This window comes from Megasphaera massiliensis (assembly GCF_036305205.1).
Lineage (GTDB): Bacteria > Bacillota > Negativicutes > Veillonellales > Megasphaeraceae > Megasphaera > Megasphaera massiliensis.
Genome location: NZ_JAXIXE010000041.1, coordinates 24,010 through 40,752, shown reverse-complemented (window position 1 = coordinate 40,752; position 16,743 = coordinate 24,010). Strand labels below are relative to the sequence as shown.

General features: G+C 51.9%; 14 protein-coding genes. 9 read left to right on the top strand and 5 right to left on the bottom strand.

The window, feature by feature from the left end; all coding sequences use genetic code 11:
• Window positions 1-26: 26 nt before the first annotated feature.
• From UCI88_RS08855 to UCI88_RS08845, 3 genes are read right to left on the bottom strand one after another with little or no spacing between them, the layout of a single operon-like run.
• Window positions 27-1,244 (bottom strand): ABC transporter permease, encoded by a 1,218-nt coding sequence (locus UCI88_RS08855; protein WP_044503215.1) that lies wholly within the window; start codon window positions 1,242-1,244, stop codon window positions 27-29.
• Window positions 1,234-1,938 carry an ABC transporter ATP-binding protein gene (locus tag UCI88_RS08850; RefSeq protein WP_256180331.1) on the bottom strand — a complete coding sequence of 235 codons (705 nt, stop codon included), beginning with the start codon at window positions 1,936-1,938 and terminating at the stop codon, window positions 1,234-1,236. The genes UCI88_RS08855 and UCI88_RS08850 overlap by 11 nt, the downstream gene beginning before the upstream one ends.
• A 14-nt stretch (window positions 1,939-1,952) precedes the next feature.
• Window positions 1,953-3,092, bottom strand: a complete 1,140-nt coding sequence (locus tag UCI88_RS08845; RefSeq protein ID WP_225068942.1) for an efflux RND transporter periplasmic adaptor subunit — start codon at window positions 3,090-3,092, stop codon at window positions 1,953-1,955.
• A gap of 239 nt (window positions 3,093-3,331) precedes the next feature.
• Between UCI88_RS08845 and cytX the strand changes: the two genes are divergently transcribed.
• From cytX to UCI88_RS08830, 3 genes are all read left to right on the top strand, one after another.
• Window positions 3,332-4,495: a putative hydroxymethylpyrimidine transporter CytX gene (gene cytX, locus UCI88_RS08840; protein ID WP_044503212.1), complete on the top strand. Its 1,164-nt coding sequence runs from the start codon at window positions 3,332-3,334 to the stop codon at window positions 4,493-4,495.
• Window positions 4,496-4,630: 135 nt separating this feature from the next.
• A complete protein-coding gene (locus UCI88_RS08835; RefSeq protein WP_044503211.1) occupies window positions 4,631-4,834 on the top strand; it encodes a hypothetical protein in 204 nt (67 codons plus the stop codon).
• A 141-nt stretch (window positions 4,835-4,975) separates the two neighbouring features.
• A complete protein-coding gene (locus UCI88_RS08830) occupies window positions 4,976-5,164 on the top strand; it encodes a hypothetical protein (protein ID WP_044503210.1) in 189 nt (62 codons plus the stop codon).
• 233 nt (window positions 5,165-5,397) lie between these two features.
• Here the strand turns inward: UCI88_RS08830 and UCI88_RS08825 are convergent, their stop codons facing one another.
• Entirely contained in the window at window positions 5,398-7,476 is a 2,079-nt protein-coding gene (locus UCI88_RS08825) for a transglycosylase domain-containing protein (protein ID WP_256180330.1), read from the bottom strand.
• Window positions 7,477-7,806: 330 nt separating this feature from the next.
• Here UCI88_RS08825 and ppsA point away from each other — a divergent pair, with 330 nt between their 5' ends.
• From ppsA to UCI88_RS08810, 3 genes are all read left to right on the top strand, one after another.
• Window positions 7,807-10,209 carry a phosphoenolpyruvate synthase gene (gene ppsA / locus UCI88_RS08820; RefSeq protein ID WP_256180332.1) on the top strand — a complete coding sequence of 801 codons (2,403 nt, stop codon included), beginning with the start codon at window positions 7,807-7,809 and terminating at the stop codon, window positions 10,207-10,209.
• A 189-nt stretch (window positions 10,210-10,398) separates the two neighbouring features.
• Window positions 10,399-11,037: a helix-turn-helix transcriptional regulator gene (locus UCI88_RS08815; RefSeq protein ID WP_044503208.1), complete on the top strand. Its 639-nt coding sequence runs from the start codon at window positions 10,399-10,401 to the stop codon at window positions 11,035-11,037.
• Window positions 11,038-11,039: 2 nt separating this feature from the next.
• Window positions 11,040-11,867, top strand: a complete 828-nt coding sequence (locus UCI88_RS08810; RefSeq protein WP_044503207.1) for a pyruvate, water dikinase regulatory protein — start codon at window positions 11,040-11,042, stop codon at window positions 11,865-11,867.
• Window positions 11,868-12,029: 162 nt separating this feature from the next.
• On the opposite strand, the gene rpmB is transcribed toward UCI88_RS08810, so the two are convergent.
• Window positions 12,030-12,221: a 50S ribosomal protein L28 gene (rpmB, locus tag UCI88_RS08805; protein WP_044503206.1), complete on the bottom strand. Its 192-nt coding sequence runs from the start codon at window positions 12,219-12,221 to the stop codon at window positions 12,030-12,032.
• A 135-nt stretch (window positions 12,222-12,356) separates the two neighbouring features.
• On the opposite strand from rpmB, the gene recG reads away from it, so the two are divergent.
• The 3 genes from recG (at window position 12,357) to UCI88_RS08790 (ending at window position 16,729) form a co-directional block, all read left to right on the top strand.
• Window positions 12,357-14,396, top strand: coding sequence for an ATP-dependent DNA helicase RecG (gene recG, locus UCI88_RS08800; RefSeq protein WP_256180329.1), 2,040 nt, complete (start codon window positions 12,357-12,359; stop codon window positions 14,394-14,396).
• A 119-nt stretch (window positions 14,397-14,515) separates the two neighbouring features.
• Window positions 14,516-15,979, top strand: a complete 1,464-nt coding sequence (gene guaB / locus UCI88_RS08795; RefSeq protein ID WP_044503204.1) for an IMP dehydrogenase — start codon at window positions 14,516-14,518, stop codon at window positions 15,977-15,979.
• 18 nt (window positions 15,980-15,997) lie between these two features.
• Window positions 15,998-16,729, top strand: a complete 732-nt coding sequence (locus UCI88_RS08790; RefSeq protein ID WP_176698831.1) for a WecB/TagA/CpsF family glycosyltransferase — start codon at window positions 15,998-16,000, stop codon at window positions 16,727-16,729.
• Window positions 16,730-16,743: the final 14 nt, after the last annotated feature.

Genomic DNA, 16,743 nt, shown 5'->3' with positions numbered 1-16,743 from the left:
ACTGTTCCTCGGAACAGTGCTTCTTTTTATTCATAGCGCAAGGCTTCGATCGGATCGAGCTTGGCGGCTTTTCGCGCCGGATAGATGCCGAAGAAGAGGCCGATGCCGACGGAGAAGCTGAAGGAAATAATAATCGGTGCTGCCGTAATGACCGTCTCAAAGAGGCCCGACTCGGCGATGGCTAAGGCGATGCCGACGCCGCAGGCGACGCCCAAGAGGCCGCCGATGACGCCGATGACGACGGACTCGATGAGAAACTGCATCATGATGTTCTGGAAGGTAGCTCCCAGGGCTTTGCGAATGCCGATTTCACGGGTTCTTTCGGTAACAGATACCATCATGATGTTCATGATGCCGATCCCGCCGACGACGAGGGAGATGGCGGCGATACTGCCTAAGAACAAGGTCAGCATGGTCGTCGTCTGGGTCATCGTTTCCATGAGGCTGGTCAGGTTGCGGACGTTGAAGTCATCTTCCTTGCCGTTGGTGATGTGATGACGCTGGCGAAGGAGGGCTTCGACTTCCGATTGGACCTGTTCGATTTTATCGGCACTGGAGACCTGGATGTTGATGGACTTGATGTAGGTAATGCCCAGCAATCGTTCTTGGGCCGTCGTCAAGGGTACGATGACCATGTCGTCCTGGTCCTGGCCGACGGAAGACTGGCCCTTGCTTTCGAGGACGCCGATGACTTTGTACGGCTGGTTATTGATGCGGATCGTCTTGCCGACGGGGTTGGTTTCATCAAAGAGGTTGGTGGCGACCGTCGTTCCGATGACGGCAACGCGGTTGCGGGAATTTAAATCGGACTGGGTGATGAAAGAACCTGATTGGACAGTGAGGGACCGGATGTGCAGGTATTCCGGCGTAACGCCGTAGACCGACGTGTTCCAGTTCTGGTTGCCGTTGACGACTTGGTATGAGCTGTTGACCGTCGGCGACACGTAGTCGATGTTCTTAATCTGCTTCTTGATGGCTACGGCATCGTCGTATTTCAACTTTTTATTGGAGCCGGCTGCCGAGCGGACGCCGCCGCTGTTAGCCGATCCCGGCATGACGATGAGCATGTTACTGCCGAGGCTGGCAATGGAGTTGGTGACGTTTTGGCGGACGCCCATGCCGATGGAAATCATGGCGATGACGGCGCCGACACCGATGATGATGCCCAGCATGGTCAGTATGGAACGCAGCTTGTTTGATAAGAGCGCCGTGATGGCAATTTGGACGCTTTCACTAAATAACATCCATGACGACCCCCTTTCCGGCATCTTTGGTAATCTTACCGTCTGACAAGAGGAGCTGACGGGTCGCACAAGCGGCGATTTCCGGTTCGTGGGTGACCAAGATGATCGTCTTGTGGTCTTCGTGGAGCTCTTCAAAGAGGCGCATGATATCTTTGGTCGACTTCGTATCGAGGTTGCCCGTCGGTTCGTCGGCCATGATGATGTGCGGGTTGTTGACCAAGGCTCTGGCGATGGCCACTCGCTGGCGCTGGCCGCCGGAGAGTTCATTCGGCTTGTGATGGGCCCACGTTTCAAGGCCGACGGATTTCAGTTTATCCATGGCCCGTTCGGTCCGCTCTTTGCGGCCGACACCGGCATAGACCAGGGGAAGGGCGACGTTGTCGAGAGCTGTAATTCGCGACAGGAGGTTGAAGTTCTGGAAGACGAAGCCGATGTGCTGGTTGCGGACGACGGCGAGTTCATCGTCGCTCAGGTGGGCAACTTCCTTTCCTCCCAGCTGGTACGAGCCGGCTGTCGGCCTGTCGAGGCAGCCGAGGATGTTCATCAATGTCGACTTTCCCGAGCCGGAAGGGCCCATGAGGGCGGCAAATTCCCCTTCTTCAATGTTGAGGGTAATGCCGGCTAAGGCGGCGAAGTCTTCCCCTCCGGTATGGTATATCTTTTCAATACCTTGGAGTTCAATGATGGGATTCATAGCCAAGACCTCCCTTACATGGGCGGCGGCCCTTGACGGCTGCTGCTCTTCGAGGAAGATGAAGAAGATTTGCTGGCCGTGTAGGAAATGGAAACCTTATCGCCTTCGGTGAGCCCTGACAGGATTTCGACGTAGTCACTGCTGTAGATGCCCGTCTTGACCGGAACCTGTTCGGTCGTGCCGTCATCCTTGACGCGAAGGACGTAAGAGCCGGAATCATTGGTCTTCAAAGCGGCGATGGGGACGACCAGGGCATCTTGTTTTTCCGATGTCGTAATGTCGACGCGGGCCGTCATGCCCAGTTTCAAGACGTCGTCAGGATCACTGACGTCGAGGGTGACGTAATAGTAGATGACGCTGGCCGAAGAGCTGGAGGAACTCGACGAGGACGAAGACGACGAGCTGTTCGTATCCCAGGTGTTGCTGGTATCAGTCTTAGAAATCTTCGAGACGCGGGCCGTAAAGGTGCGGTCTGTATAGGCGTCGACCGTAAAGGTCGCTTCCTGTCCGACTTGGACTTTTCCGATATCCGTTTCGTCGACTTGGGCTAAGATCTGTTTGCTTGACGTATCGGCAATGCGCATGATGACCGTCGGGTTGCTGTTGCCCTGAACGGCCATGGTGCCGACCGTCTTCGGTTCGCCGACGACGACGCCGTCCATGGGGGCCGTAATGACCGTTTCGGCTACGTCTGATTCAGCTTCTGACAAGGTACTGAGGGCCGTATCGTAGTTAAACTTGGCCGTGTCCAGATCCTGTTTTGTTCCGGCGCCGAGCTCATACAGCTTTTCAGCTCGTTCATATTCCACCTTGGTATTGGTGACCTTGTACTGAGCCTGATCGCGCTGGGCTTCATAATCTTTACCGTCTAAGATGGCGACGGTTTGACCGGCCGTGACCGAGTCATTTTCCTTGACCAAGACCTGGCTGATACGGGCTGTGATCTTCGGCGATACTTCGACGGAATCGACGGGACTGATGGTCCCCGTGGCCGATACGGTCGACTTCAGATCTTTACGGACGACTTCAGCCGTTTCAACGGCAGAGGCTTGTTTTGCCTGCTGCTGACCTTGGTAGTAGGTATACCCGCCAAAAGCAAGGGCGGCGATGACGACAGCGGCAATGGCGATTTTCAGGCGCTTGTCTATTCTCATGATATCACTCCAAACGTATAATACTTGAAATTTGCTGCCAATAGTAATTTTTAGTTTATAATCAGTACCAGTATAGCATGGCACTGGTTGAAGGATAAAGAAAAAGCCTATAGTTATCGTAAAGTGAGTTAAAACTGTGATAAATCTTCGCTTCTCCATAGGGTTTTTCAAAAGAATATGGTATACTGAGATAGGTTATTATTTATAACAGTATTTATAATAGAAAGGTTTGATACTATATGGTAAATGAACGAAAGACCTCGGCCTTTTCCAACGGCTTGCTGTGGTTTGGCGCAGGGATTTCCATTGCAGAAATCTTGACCGGCATGCTCTTGGCCCCCTTAGGCTTTGCCCGGGCCTTGGAAGCGATTATCCTCGGTCATATCATAGGCGGCATCATCATGTACCTGGCCGGCCTCATCGGCGGCCGGACGGGAGGCAGTGCCATGGAAACGGTGCGCATCTCCTTTGGTACGCAGGGTGCCAAGCTCTTCGCCGGTTTGAACGTCATCCAGCTTGTCGGCTGGACGGCCGTCATGGTAGGCAGTGCAGCTTTGGCTGCCAACACCATCGCAGCCATCGGTATGTCCTGGTGGAGTATCATTATCGGTGCTTTCATCGCCTTGTGGATCATCATGGGCCTCAAGAATCTCAGCAAGGTCAATGTCGTCGTCATGGCAGCTTTGTTTATTTTGACGATTATGCTCAGTATGGTCGTTTTCCAAAACGGTACGCCAACCGTTCCGGCTGGGGAACTTACCTTCGGCGGTGCCGTCGAACTGGCCGTCGCCATGCCCTTGTCGTGGCTTCCGATTATTTCAGACTATACGCGAACGGCTAAGAAGCCGGTCTTGGCAACAGCCGCCAGCTGCGGTGCTTACTTCGTGGCTAGTTCCTGGATGTTCATCATCGGCATGGGCGCGGCTCTCTTTACGGGGCAGGACGATATTGCCGCCATCATGCTCCAGGCCGGGATGGGAATCGCCGGTATTCTCGTCGTCTTGTTGTCGACGGTTACGACGACTTTCCTCGATGCCTTTTCTGCCGGCGTCAGCTTCCAGAGCTTAGCTCCCAAGGCCTCCGATAAGATCATGGCTCTTGCCGCGACGGTTCTCGGTGTTGTCCTGGCTGTGTTTGCAGCTCCTGAACAATTCCAAGATTTCCTTTACCTCATCGGCTCGGTCTTTGCACCGATGACGGCCATCCTCTTGGCAGATTTCTTTATTTTAAAGAGAGACCATACGGCAGAAAGCGTCAATTGGCTTAACATCGTTTTATGGGTCCTCGGCGTCATCTTGTACCGTTACCTGCTCAGCGTCGACACGCCGGTCGGTATTACCGTTCCCGTCGTCGTCATCATCATGATTCTCAGCACGATCATCCATAAGGTTGTCAAAGTCTGAGTATGAATCCCTTTAGCGAATAGTTAGGTTGCCGAATTAATCTGGCAATTCGGTTGACGCAGGGGAGAGAAACGTGTAAACTTATAATCAACAACTGATAATTGTTATTGAAGTCTTTTGAAGGAGGCTTTCATTATGAATAAAGGATACACGTTCGACGATATGATTAATACCATGATGCCCTTGCCCTTTGACGGCTCGGCAAATGGTGAAGGAATTTACTGCCGCGGTCAGGCCCTCGTCGCTTCGATGAGCGAACAGAAACAGGCCGTCCGTCAGGAAAAAGAAAAACACGGCTTTACTCTCAAGGGAATTTTCTCCCGTTACTGTATCGACTAACATCTCTCCATAATCTCATAAAAAGGTTTGTGTGACTTAAAAGCAGCTCCGTTTGGGGCTGCTTTTTTCTGTTTTAAGGGGCCTTTGGATGAATGACGCCCCCTTTTTTGGGGATAATAAATATAGTCGAGGGAGGCTGCCTTGATTGGCCAATTCGATGTGCCGGCGCTTCCGGAAATGGAAGACGACTTCAGGTATGATTTTGTCAATGGGACGATACTGAAGCTCGTCTCTGATGAGGCAGTTATCGTCGGAGTCATCCGCTATCGGTATGATGGGAGTAGCGTCGACGCGGGCCGATACATCCTGGTCACCGCTGGCGGGGACTGACGGCGAAGCTAATGGCAGCCGTAGATTCAGTCTGTGTGGAAGGACAAGAGCCTATATACGTGTAATAAAAGCGGGCCCCCCTATCAGGTTCTACGAAAAATGGGATATCAGCCGGTTCGGGGGAGGTTACAGAGAAGATGGACCTGTCTCTTGTTTATATATGAAAAAAAGTAAGGTCCGGACAACAGAAAAAGAGCAGCTGCACCGTTTGCGGTGCGGCTGCTCTTTTGGCATTACTGTGCTTTGTTGTTACTGTCTTCCTGCTGTCTTCGTGCTTCTTCCGACGGCTGTCGCGATGTTTCTTCACTTCGGGACTCTGCTTTTTCGTCGGTCTTTTCTTTATCGTCGGAGTCTTTCTTTTCTGTATCCGACGCTTTTTTTGCGTCGTCTGCGACGCGGGCGCTGTTATTGGAGAGGGCTGCCCGGGCGCGAATCCGTTCCATACCTGCCGGAACGGAAAATTCCCGGTCTTGTTCGTCTGATGCAGCAGATGACATGTAGTCTTTCCAGATTTCAGCCGGAATGGTGCCGCCGTAGACTTCGCCAAGGCTGTGCGAACCCGTATCGTCACCGATCCAAACGGCCGTTACGATATCCGGTGTATAGCCGACGAACCAGGCGTCTTTATTGTCGTCTGTCGTACCGGTCTTGCCGGCGGCCGGGCGTCCGAGCGATGCGGCGGTACCGGTGCCGTATTCGATGACGCCTTCTAACATGACGGTCATTTCATAGGCTTCTTTTTCGGACATGACGCGAGTCTTGTTTTCCTCTTTTTCGAGGGTTGATTCATCTTCAAGGACGTTGCCGTTGCGGTCGAGAATTTTGATGATGGCCGTCGGTTTGACGTGAACGCCCTTATTGGCAAAGGTGCCGTAAGCACTGGCCATTTCAAGGGGCGTGACGCCTCGGGTCAGACCGCCGAGAGCCATGGCCAGGTTGTCATCCTTATTGTCGAGGGTGGTGATGCCCATTTTTTTGGCGTTGGCAATGATGTTGCTGGGGCCGACGCGATCGGCGAGCTGGACGGCAATCGTATTGACCGAGTTTGCTAAGGCGACGCTTAACGGCATGGAGCCGCGGTAGGAGCCGCTGGCATTTCTCGGACTCCAACTGCCGTAGGTAACGGGTTTATCTTCCATCGTCGTATCGGGCGTCATATCATGCTGCAGGGCTGTGAGATAGACGAAGGGCTTAAAGGCGGAACCCGGCTGGCGGACGGCTTGGCTGGCGCGGTTGAAGCTGTCTTGACCGCGGCCGCCGACCATAGCCAGGATGTAGCCGGTCTTGGGATCGATGGAGACAATGGCGCCTTGCGGCTGAGTCAGCCCATTTTCATCGGTATAGTTGTCCGGCAGGTTGTGAAGGGCCTGGACAGCGGCATGCTGCTTGTCGACGTCGAGAGTCGTGTAAATCTTCAAACCTTCTTTGTAGAGGGCGTCGTCACCGTATTTTTGAGCAACTTGCTGGGATACGTAATCGATGAAGGATGCATTTTCATCGCTTTCTTGAGCCTGGTGGTTCTTCGAAAGGTCGAGATCCTGGTTCTTGGCCTGTTCGGCTTCCGAGGCGGAGATGTAGCCATACTTGACCATCTGGTCGAGGACGACGTTGGTCCGTTGTTTAGCTTCATTCAGGTTATTGAAAGGAGAGTAGTAGTTCGGGCTCTTGGGAAGGCCGGCCAAGAGGGCACACTGGGTCAGGGTCAATTCACTGACGTCTTTATTAAAGTATGTCTTGGCAGCCGTCTGGATTCCGTAGGCGCCTTGGCCGAAGTAAATCTGGTTCATGTACATTTCGAGGATTTCTTTTTTACTGTACTTCTGTTCGATTTCTAAGGCCAGCATGGCTTCCTGAATCTTTCGCTTCATCGTCTGTTCCTGAGACAGGAAGGCATTTTTTGCGAGCTGCTGCGTAATCGTACTGCCGCCCTGGGCGATACCGCGGTTGGTCAGGTTGGTGAACAAGGCGCGGACGATGCCGATGGGATCGATGCCGATGTGCTGATAAAAACGGTTGTCTTCGGCTGCGATAAAGGCATTCTGCAGATTTTGCGGAACCTTGTTGATATCGATAGGAAGCCGGTTCTGATCGGAATGAAGGGTTGTGATCAGCCGCCCGTGGGCATCGAAGACCTGGGACGATACGGCAGGCCGCATGCTATTGCTTACCGTCGGCAAGCTTTGATAAGCAGCAAAAATATAGCCAAACCCTAAGCCGGCAAAAACGACAAGGCATAAGGCGATAAAAAGGCGGATGCGGCGGAATGGACCGGCCTCTTTGGCTTTTTTTGCTCTGCGTCTGGGTGTATACATTTTTTCCTCCTACATGACGTTTGTACTCATTATAAGGTTATTATATATAAATTGAAATATTACTAGCTTCTTATTATACCACAATCGGCTTTATTATCCTATATATATGGAAGAGGTTGAGAAACTTTAAAGTAACCCCTGTTTTTAAAACGTTTTACGCTACACTGAATCTGAAATATTTATATATATAGTATACTCTTGTAAAGAGAGTATCATGTCTTTTTGAAAAAACTATTGACATTATGACATTATTAGCGTACTATAAACGTATGAAAAAGACAATTTAGCATATACGGTTTAATGAACCGGCAGGAGGTAAAGAAGATGGCAATGGATAGAGAAAAGGCGTATGTATTATGGTTTGATGAATTGCGTAGAGCTGACGTAGCTCTCGTAGGCGGCAAATCGTCGTCTCTCGGTGAATTGACGTCCCAGACGGACGTTCCCGTTCCTTATGGTTTTGCAACGACGGCTGCCGGATACCGTCATTTTATGCATGAAACGGGCATGGATGTGAAGATTCCGGAATTATTAAAAGGGTTGACCGACGTGGAAGATGCCGTTCAGCTTCGCGATGTGACGGCAAAAATCCGTCAGGCTATCTGTGATGCTCAGATGCCGGCCGACTTAGCGGAAGAAATTCGCAAGAGCTATGAAGAATTAGGTAAGAAAGTCGGCGAAGCGCAGCCTTTTGTTGCCGTCCGCTCCAGTGCTACGGCCGAAGACTTGCCCGATGCCAGCTTTGCCGGTCAGCAGGACACGTACCTCAATGTCCAGGGGGCCGATATGGTCATCCAGAAAGTAAAGGAATGCTATGCTTCGACCTTTACCGACCGAGCCACTTATTACCGCACGAAACAGGGTTTTGACCATCTGTCCGTTGCTTTGAGTGCGGCTGTCCAGATGATGGTGTTCTCCAAATCGGCCGGTGTCATGTTCACCGTAGATTTGGTTACCGGTGACGATACGACGATTACCATTGAAGGGGCTTGGGGCCTTGGCGAATACGTCGTTCAAGGGACGGTTACGCCGGATAACTTCAAGATTCGCAAAGACGACTTGTCCATCGTATCGCGGATGGTCAATACGAAACCGGTCGAATTAGTCCGTAAGCCCGGCGGCGACTGTGAAGAACGCCTCGTTCCGCCGGAACTGCAGAAACAGCAGGTCATTACGGATGAACAGATTCGAGAACTGGCTCAATATGCTAAGAAGATTGAAAAACACTACGGCTGCTACATGGATATGGAATGGGGCGTCGATGAACGGACCAATAAGGTATGGCTCCTTCAGGCTCGTCCGGAAACGGTTTGGTCGAAGAAGAATAAAGAAAAGGCCGAAACGGCTGCGGCACCTGCTGCAGTGACGACAGACCGCAAGGTTATCGTAAAAGGCCTTCCGGCAAGTCCGGGCAGTGCTGCCGGCAAAGCTCACGTCATCCTCGATCCGTCGAAGATTGCGGAATTCAAAGACGGCGAAATCCTGGTTACGACCATGACCGCCCCCGACTGGGTTCCGGCTATGAAGAAAGCCAAAGCTATCGTCACTGATGCCGGCGGCATGACCTGCCATGCTTCCATCGTCAGCCGCGAATTGGGCATTCCTTGTATCGTTGGGACCAAGAGCCGCAGCGTCGAAGCGACAACGGCCATTCCCGACGGAGCTGAAATCACTGTCGACGCTACCAATGGCATTGTCTATGAAGGCGTCGTCGCCGACTTGATCAAACCGCAAGGTTCAGAAGCTGCCGGTGGTGCTGGCGGCACGACTGTCGTCGCTGCCGAATCGGTACCGGTTACGGGCACTAAGATTTATATGAATCTCGGCAATCCTGACCTGGCTGAAAAATACGGCGATCTTCCTTGTGACGGCATCGGCCTCATGCGTGAAGAATTTATTTGGACGACCTTCATTCATGAACATCCCTTATATCTCATCGAAACGGGCCGTCCGGACCACGTTGTCGACCAATTGTCCGAAGGGATCCGCAAAGTCTGCCAGGCCTTGGCTCCGCGTCCGGTAACCCTGCGCCTGAGTGACTTTAAATCGAGTGAATACCGCAACCTTAAAGGCGGCGATAAATATGAACCGGAAGAAAGCAGCGCTCTCCTCGGATGGCGCGGTGCATCCCGCTACTACGATCCTAAATACGTAGAAGCCTTTAAACTTGAACTGCAGGCCGTTCGTAAAGTCCGTGAAGAATATGGCTTCAAGAACCTCAACGTCATGATTCCCTTCTGCCGCCGTGTCGATGAAATGCAGAAAGTTGTCGACCTCATGGCACAGGAAGGCCTCCATCGCGGTCCGGACTTTAAAGTATGGCTCATGGCTGAAATTCCGTCGAACATCATCTTAGCTGACCAGTTCAATCAGTTCGTCGACGGCTATTCCATCGGTTCCAATGACTTAACGATGCTGGTCATGGGTTGTGACCGCGACAATGATACCGTAGCGCCTCTCTTTGATGAACGGAATTTGGCCGTCAAACGGGCTATCCGCCATCTCATCGAAGTGGCCCATAAGGACGGTAAGACCGTTTCTATCTGCGGTCAGGCACCGAGCGTTTATCCTGATTTTGCAGAATTCTTGGTCAAGAGCGGCATTGACTCCATTTCCGTCAATCCCGATGCCGTCATCTCGACGCGGAAGCATATTGCCCAGGTCGAACAGCGAATCCTCCTCGATTCCTTGACCGGAAAAGGCCGTGCTGATACAGAAGATTATACGTGGTAATCGTCCCGTGACGAAGTGAGCCGAAGAAAGGCGGTCCAACGAAATGATTGGACCGCCTTTTTCGGGTAGGACTATTCGATATGATGTGACTATAAATAATGTATACTTTATATCGCGGATTATCCCTATATATGATATGATAGTAAGCGAATGAGAGTGCTATTGGTACATAGGAGGTGAAAAGACGCTATGTTATCGGAACGTCAGGAAAAAATTTTACAGATTGTAAAGGAAAACAGTCCGATTACAGGCCAGCATATTGCCAATCGCCTTCATGTGACACGGGCGGCCCTGCGCTCAGACCTGGCCATTTTGACGATGCTGGGACTGATTGATGCGCGTCCGAAGTTAGGCTACTTTTTTACAGGCAATAAGGAAAAAGACCTGCTTTCGCGGGCCATTACGGATATTACCATCGATTCTTGCCTGTCTCAGCCGGTCATCGTCGGCGAGCATACGAGCGCTTATGACGCTATTATCGCCATGTTTACAGAAGATGTGGGGACGGTGTTCGTCGGGACCGACAATATCCTGGCCGGCGTCGTATCGCGAAAGGATTTGTTGAAGACGGCTATGGGCAGCAATGATTTGAGGACGCTGCCGGTGAGGATGGTCATGACGCCGGTGAGTAAGGTGATCTATGTACAGCCTGATGAAAAGGCTATCGTCGCCGCCCAGCGTTTAAATGAATATGAAATCGACTGTCTGCCTGTCGTCAACGTTATCACCAGTGATGAAGATGATAAAAAAGAACTGCAGGTCATCGGAAGAATTTCAAAGACCAATATTAACCGCCTGTTTGTAGAATGTGGGTTAGGGAGGAGATAATCTTGGAAAAGCCGATTATTTACGCTTGCTCCGACTCCCTGGGTGAGACGGCAGAACGCGTCGCCCGGGCAGCGGCAAGTCAATACGACAAACAAGAATTTAATATTATCCGTGTACCGTATATACGCTCGGACCAGCAGATCGAAGAATTGGTCCGTAAGGCAGAAGCCGATAAGGCCATGATTTGCTATACCATCATTTCTCCGGCTTTGCGGCGCAAATTGAAGGACTTGACGGCCGATACGGATGTTACCGTCGTCGACATCATCGGGCCTATGCTGTCCGGTGTCGGCACATTGACCGATACAGAACCGACGTTGAAGGCCGGGATGATTCATCAGCTCGACGAAGAATACTTTAAGCGTGTCGAAGCTATTGAATTTGCCGTAAAATACGATGACGGCAAGAATCCCATGGGCTTTTTGAAGGCCGATATCGTCATTGTCGGGGTATCGCGGACCTCGAAGACGCCCTTGTCCATGTATTTGGCACACAAACGGGTCAAGGCAGCTAACCTTCCTCTCGTACCGGAAGTCAACTTGCCGCCTGAATTGTTCCAGATCCCGGCCCGTAAAATCGTCGGCCTGATTATCGATCCCTTTAAACTGAACTTCATTCGTTCGGAACGGCTGCGCAGTATGGGGCTCGATGCCAATGCCAGCTATGCCAATATCGAGCGGATCAACGAAGAATTAGAATATGCCAGAGGTGTTATGCGGCGCCTCCATTGCCCGATCATCGACGTGTCGTCGAAAGCTATCGAAGAAACGGCTAATTTAGTCATGGAAATCGTTAAACGAAATAAGGAACTATACCCTGATGAGGGATAAGCCCTTCCGGGGAAAATAAAAAAGGATTCGGTCTGAGGACCAATCCTTTTTGTTTTTACTCGTCTCGAGGGCTCGATTCCTTGTGAAGAAGGGCGGCGTTTTCGGTATCTTTTTGGCATTAAAAAAGCGCTGCCTTCGTAGGCAACGCTTTTTCGATAGTCATTAAACATCACGCTGGACTTTGCCGGAACGAAGGCAACGAGTGCAGACGTTAACTCGTTTAATTTCGCCGTCGACGATAGCGCGGACTCGCTGGATATTCGGTTTCCAGGTTTTTTTCGTTTTTACATGGGAATGGCTGACATTCATGCCGCTCATTGTTCCTTTACCACATACTTCGCAAAAGTTTGCCATTAGTTACACCTCCCTGCACCATCACAGTACAACGTATAAATCTTATCATAAATCATAGGGCAACGCAAGTTTTATTTATAAAAAGCCTACAAAGTATGATACAATAAATGAAAGTTCTTGACAAGGAGTTTTTTTATGGAATTTTCTATTCGTGATATTAAAGGCATCGGACCGCGTAAGGAAGCGCTTTTTGCCCGGCTGCATCTTACGACGGTGACCGATCTCCTGCAGTATTTTCCCCGCGATTATGAAGATCGCAGCCACGTTTGGCCAATCGGCCAGGCGCCGTGCGGTACCGGGGAAGCCGTCTTGTTATGCGGTACCGTGGCTTCGGTTCAGGAGGCACGGCCGAGACGGGGACTGTCGCTGTTGAAAGTTGCCCTCAGCGATGGAACCGGAGCTGTCGAGTTGGTTTGGTTCAACCAGGCCTTCAAGAAACGGCTGTTTAAGGTCGGCATGACTCTGACCGCCTTTGGGAAATTAGAATGGGCCTACGGCCGGAGACAGATGAATTCGCCCGATACGGAAGAAGGAAGGGTGGAAGGCTCCGGGTTTGTCCCCGTCTATGGCCTGACGGACGGTTTGCGGCAGCAGGATGTGAGAAAAGCCGTCCGCGGGGCACTCGATATAGCGGCGGTTCATTTGGACATCCTCCCCGGTTGGGAGGCAGGGCGCCGTTCGGATTTTTCACAGATGCCGTCCCTTGCAGCCTATGAAACGATCCATTTTCCACCCTCTATGGAGGCAAAAGAAGGGGCTCGCCGCCAACTGGCCTTTGAAGAACTCTTCGATATGCAGCTCGGCCTCTTATTACGTCGTCACCGTGAAGGGAAGCGGCAGGGCATTAAATGCGGCCCCAACGGCCGTCTGCTTCGCGCTTTCTATGAGCACCTGCCTTTTAGGCTGACCAAAGGACAGACGAGGGCCTTTTTAGATATCCAAAATGATATGGAAAGTGAAGTGGCCATGCAGCGCCTTGTCCAAGGGGATGTCGGCTCGGGGAAAACCGTCGTCGCAGCCCTGGCCCTGGCCAAAATCGTCGAAAACGGCTACCAAGGGGCGCTCATGGCGCCGACGGGGATTTTGGCGGCTCAGCATTATGAAGAATTTCTCCGGCTCTTTGACGGCCTCGATGTCAGCATCGCCCTTTTAACCGGCCGGACGACGGCTAAAGAGCGGCAGCAGCTCTTAGAAGACCTCCAAGAAGGTACGATTGATATCCTCATCGGAACTCATGCCTTGATCCAGGAAGATGTCGTCTTTCGCAGCCTGGGATTGGTCGTCGCTGATGAACAGCATCGCTTCGGCGTTCGTCAACGGTCGGCCCTGGCCCGGAAAGGGCAGGAGCCCCATGCTTTATTCATGACGGCAACGCCCATTCCCCGGACCCTCACGTTGTCGCTGTACGGCGATCTCGACGTGTCGTCCATCCGCGAACTGCCGCCGGGACGAAAGACGGTTAAGACCTACGCTGTCGGTGAAGCCCTGCGCCGGCGGGTCTATACCTTCATGGACAAGCTCATGGAATCCGGCCAGCAGTGCTACGTCGTCTGTCCCTTGGTAGAGGCCTCGGAGTCCGTCGACCTTCAGGCCGCGACCGACCTTTACGAAGAGCTGCGTCATAAATTCTTTAAGAACCGCACGTGCGGCCTCGTTCATGGCCGCATGGCCGGAAAAGAAAAGGAGGCCGTCATGGAGGCCTTTCAAAAGGGAGATATCGACCTCTTGGTAGCGACGAGCGTCATCGAAGTCGGCGTCAACGTTCCCAATGCGACCGTCATGTTCATCGACGGCGCTGAGCGCTTCGGCCTGGCCCAGCTCCATCAGCTTCGCGGCCGTGTCGGACGCGGCGATTTGCAGGCTTACTGCATTCTCATGGCCAAGGGCGGCAGTGACGAGACGAAACAGCGGCTCAAATGGATGGAAACGATTCACGACGGCTTTACCCTGGCGGAAAAGGATTTACTTCTTCGCGGCTCGGGACAGCTTTTTGGCTATCTCCAGCACGGTCTGCCCGACTTAAAGGCTGCCGACATCATAAACGATATAATTATCTTGGAAGCGGCCCGCGATGAAGCACGGCAGTGGTGGCAGACCTCGGGAAATCCGGAGGTGGCAGAAGAAGCGCTGAAGCGGCGTTTTGGCAAGTCCTTTGCCGGACTTTTGAATAACTGACGAGAAAATTGCTCTAAAATTATGTACAGAACAGGTGATTTCAGTTATAATAAGGGATAAGCTATTTAAGGGGATTTACCCCTTTTATTTCTTATATTTTTCAAAACAGAGGTGCAAATATGAGATCTGATAAATTTGGTATGAGAGGTTTGACATTTGATGACGTTCTCTTGGTTCCGGCTAAGTCTGACGTACTTCCGAAAGAAGTGGACGTATCAACGAACCTGACCCGCGATATCAAACTGAATATTCCTATTATGAGTTCTGGTATGGATACGGTAACGGAAGCCCCTATGGCTATTGCCGTTGCCCGCGAAGGCGGCATTGGCGTTATTCATAAGAATATGTCCATTGCAGCTCAGGCCCGTGAAGTCGACAAGGTAAAACGGTCGGAACACGGCATCATCATCGATCCCATTTTCCTTCACCCGGATAATCTTTTGGCAGATGCCAATGAATTGATGGGGAAATATCGCATCTCCGGTGTACCTATTACGGTCGACGGCAAACTCGTCGGGATCATTACCAACCGTGATATGCGCTTTGAAGAAGACATGAGCCGCCGTATCGGTGACATCATGACGCAGGAAAATCTGATTACGGCTCCGGTCGGCACGTCGCTGGCAGAAGCGAAAGAAATTCTCCGCAAGCACCGCATTGAAAAATTACCCCTCGTCGATAAAGAAGGCAACCTGCAGGGGTTGATTACGATTAAGGATATTGAAAAAGCTACGAAATATCCGAATTCGGCGAAAGACGGCAACGGCCGCCTCTTGGTCGCAGCCGCTGTCGGTGTCACCCATGATATGACCGACCGCCTCGATGCTCTCGTCGCTGCCAAAGTCGACGTCGTCGTCATCGATACGGCACACGGCCATTCCTTGGGCGTACTCAATACGTTGAAAGAAATCAAAAAGCTCTATCCGCACCTTCCGGTCATTGCCGGCAACGTCGCAACCGGTGCGGCTACAGAAGCCCTCATTGAATGTGGCGTCGACGCCGTTAAAGTCGGTATCGGACCGGGCTCCATCTGCACGACCCGTATCGTCGCAGGTATCGGCGTACCGCAGATTACGGCCGTTCACGAATGTGCAAAGGTGGCACAGCGCTACGGCATTCCTATCATTGCCGACGGCGGCATCAAATACTCCGGTGATATGGCTAAGGCCATTGCAGCCGGCGGCAACGTCGTCATGATGGGCAATCTCCTTGCCGGTACAGAAGAAAGCCCGGGCGAAACGGTTATTTACCAGGGCCGAAGCTACAAAGAATACCGCGGCATGGGTTCCCTGGCTGCCATGGAATCGGGCAGTAAAGATCGTTACTTCCAGGAAGATTCGAATTCGAAGAAGCTCGTTCCTGAAGGCATTGAAGGCCGTGTACCTTATAAAGGACCTGCTGCCGATACGATTTATCAGATGGTCGGCGGTCTTCGCGCATCCATGGGCTATTGCGGCTGCCACAACATCAAGGAAATGATTGAAAATACGCAGTTCATCCAGATTACCGCAGCCGGTCTTCGTGAAAGCCATCCCCATGATGTCAATATCACGAAAGAAGCTCCGAATTACAGCGTAAACTAAGCAGGGCGGAGGGATACGTTGACTAGTATAATCGATATCTTGTCCATTCCCATCGACAACGTCACCATGAAAGAAGCACAGGCACTGGCCTTCAAATGTATCGACGAAGGCCGTGCTGCTTCCATTGCGACGGCCAATGCGGAGATGGTCATGCGGGCTCAGTCCGATTCCGAACTGGCGCAGATCCTGCAGCAGGCCGACCTGGTAGTTCCCGATGGGGCCGGTGTCTTGTGGGCTGCAGAACAACAGGGCAAGAAATTTAAAGAACGCGTTACAGGTGTCGATTTGGCGTGCAGTCTGCTGCAAGAAGCAGCTGCACGCCAAACGGCTGTCTACCTCTTTGGAGGTGCTCCCGGCATTGCTGAACAGGCTGCAGTCAATATGCAGAAGCAGCTCGGGCCGCTCAATGTCGTCGGGACTCATTCGGGGTTCTTCTCTGATGATGAAGAAAAACAAATTATCGAAGATATCGGCAGCAAAGGGACTCGAATCCTTTTAGTCGCTCTCGGCGTGCCGAAACAAGAGAAATGGATACACGAGCACTTGTATGAACTCGGACCCTGCGTCTGCATGGGTGTCGGCGGGACCTTTGACGTCTTAGCCGGCAAAGCAGCTCGAGCTCCGAAATGGATGCAGGAAAACCGCTTGGAATGGCTCTATCGTCTTCTTAAAGAGCCGACACGCTTTAAGCGCATGCTGGCCCTGCCGCGGTTTGTACTGGCTGTAAAGGGCAGCAAGCGAAGCCAATGAGTTGAGGTGATAAA

Bases quoted from the DNA above. Each gene is read 5' to 3' on its own strand.
- rpmB (WP_044503206.1), bottom strand. From the start codon at position 12,221: ATGGCAAACTTTTGCGAAGTATGTGGTAAAGGAACAATGAGCGGCATG.
- guaB (WP_044503204.1), top strand. From the start codon at position 14,516: ATGAGATCTGATAAATTTGGTATGAGAGGTTTGACATTTGATGACGTT.
- UCI88_RS08845 (WP_225068942.1), bottom strand. From the start codon at position 3,092: ATGAGAATAGACAAGCGCCTGAAAATCGCCATTGCCGCTGTCGTCATC.
- UCI88_RS08815 (WP_044503208.1), top strand. From the start codon at position 10,399: ATGTTATCGGAACGTCAGGAAAAAATTTTACAGATTGTAAAGGAAAAC.
- UCI88_RS08825 (WP_256180330.1), bottom strand. From the start codon at position 7,476: ATGTATACACCCAGACGCAGAGCAAAAAAAGCCAAAGAGGCCGGTCCA.
- UCI88_RS08850 (WP_256180331.1), bottom strand. From the start codon at position 1,938: ATGAATCCCATCATTGAACTCCAAGGTATTGAAAAGATATACCATACC.
- ppsA (WP_256180332.1), top strand. From the start codon at position 7,807: ATGGATAGAGAAAAGGCGTATGTATTATGGTTTGATGAATTGCGTAGA.
- UCI88_RS08855 (WP_044503215.1), bottom strand. From the start codon at position 1,244: ATGTTATTTAGTGAAAGCGTCCAAATTGCCATCACGGCGCTCTTATCA.
- recG (WP_256180329.1), top strand. From the start codon at position 12,357: ATGGAATTTTCTATTCGTGATATTAAAGGCATCGGACCGCGTAAGGAA.
- UCI88_RS08835 (WP_044503211.1), top strand. From the start codon at position 4,631: ATGAATAAAGGATACACGTTCGACGATATGATTAATACCATGATGCCC.
- cytX (WP_044503212.1), top strand. From the start codon at position 3,332: ATGGTAAATGAACGAAAGACCTCGGCCTTTTCCAACGGCTTGCTGTGG.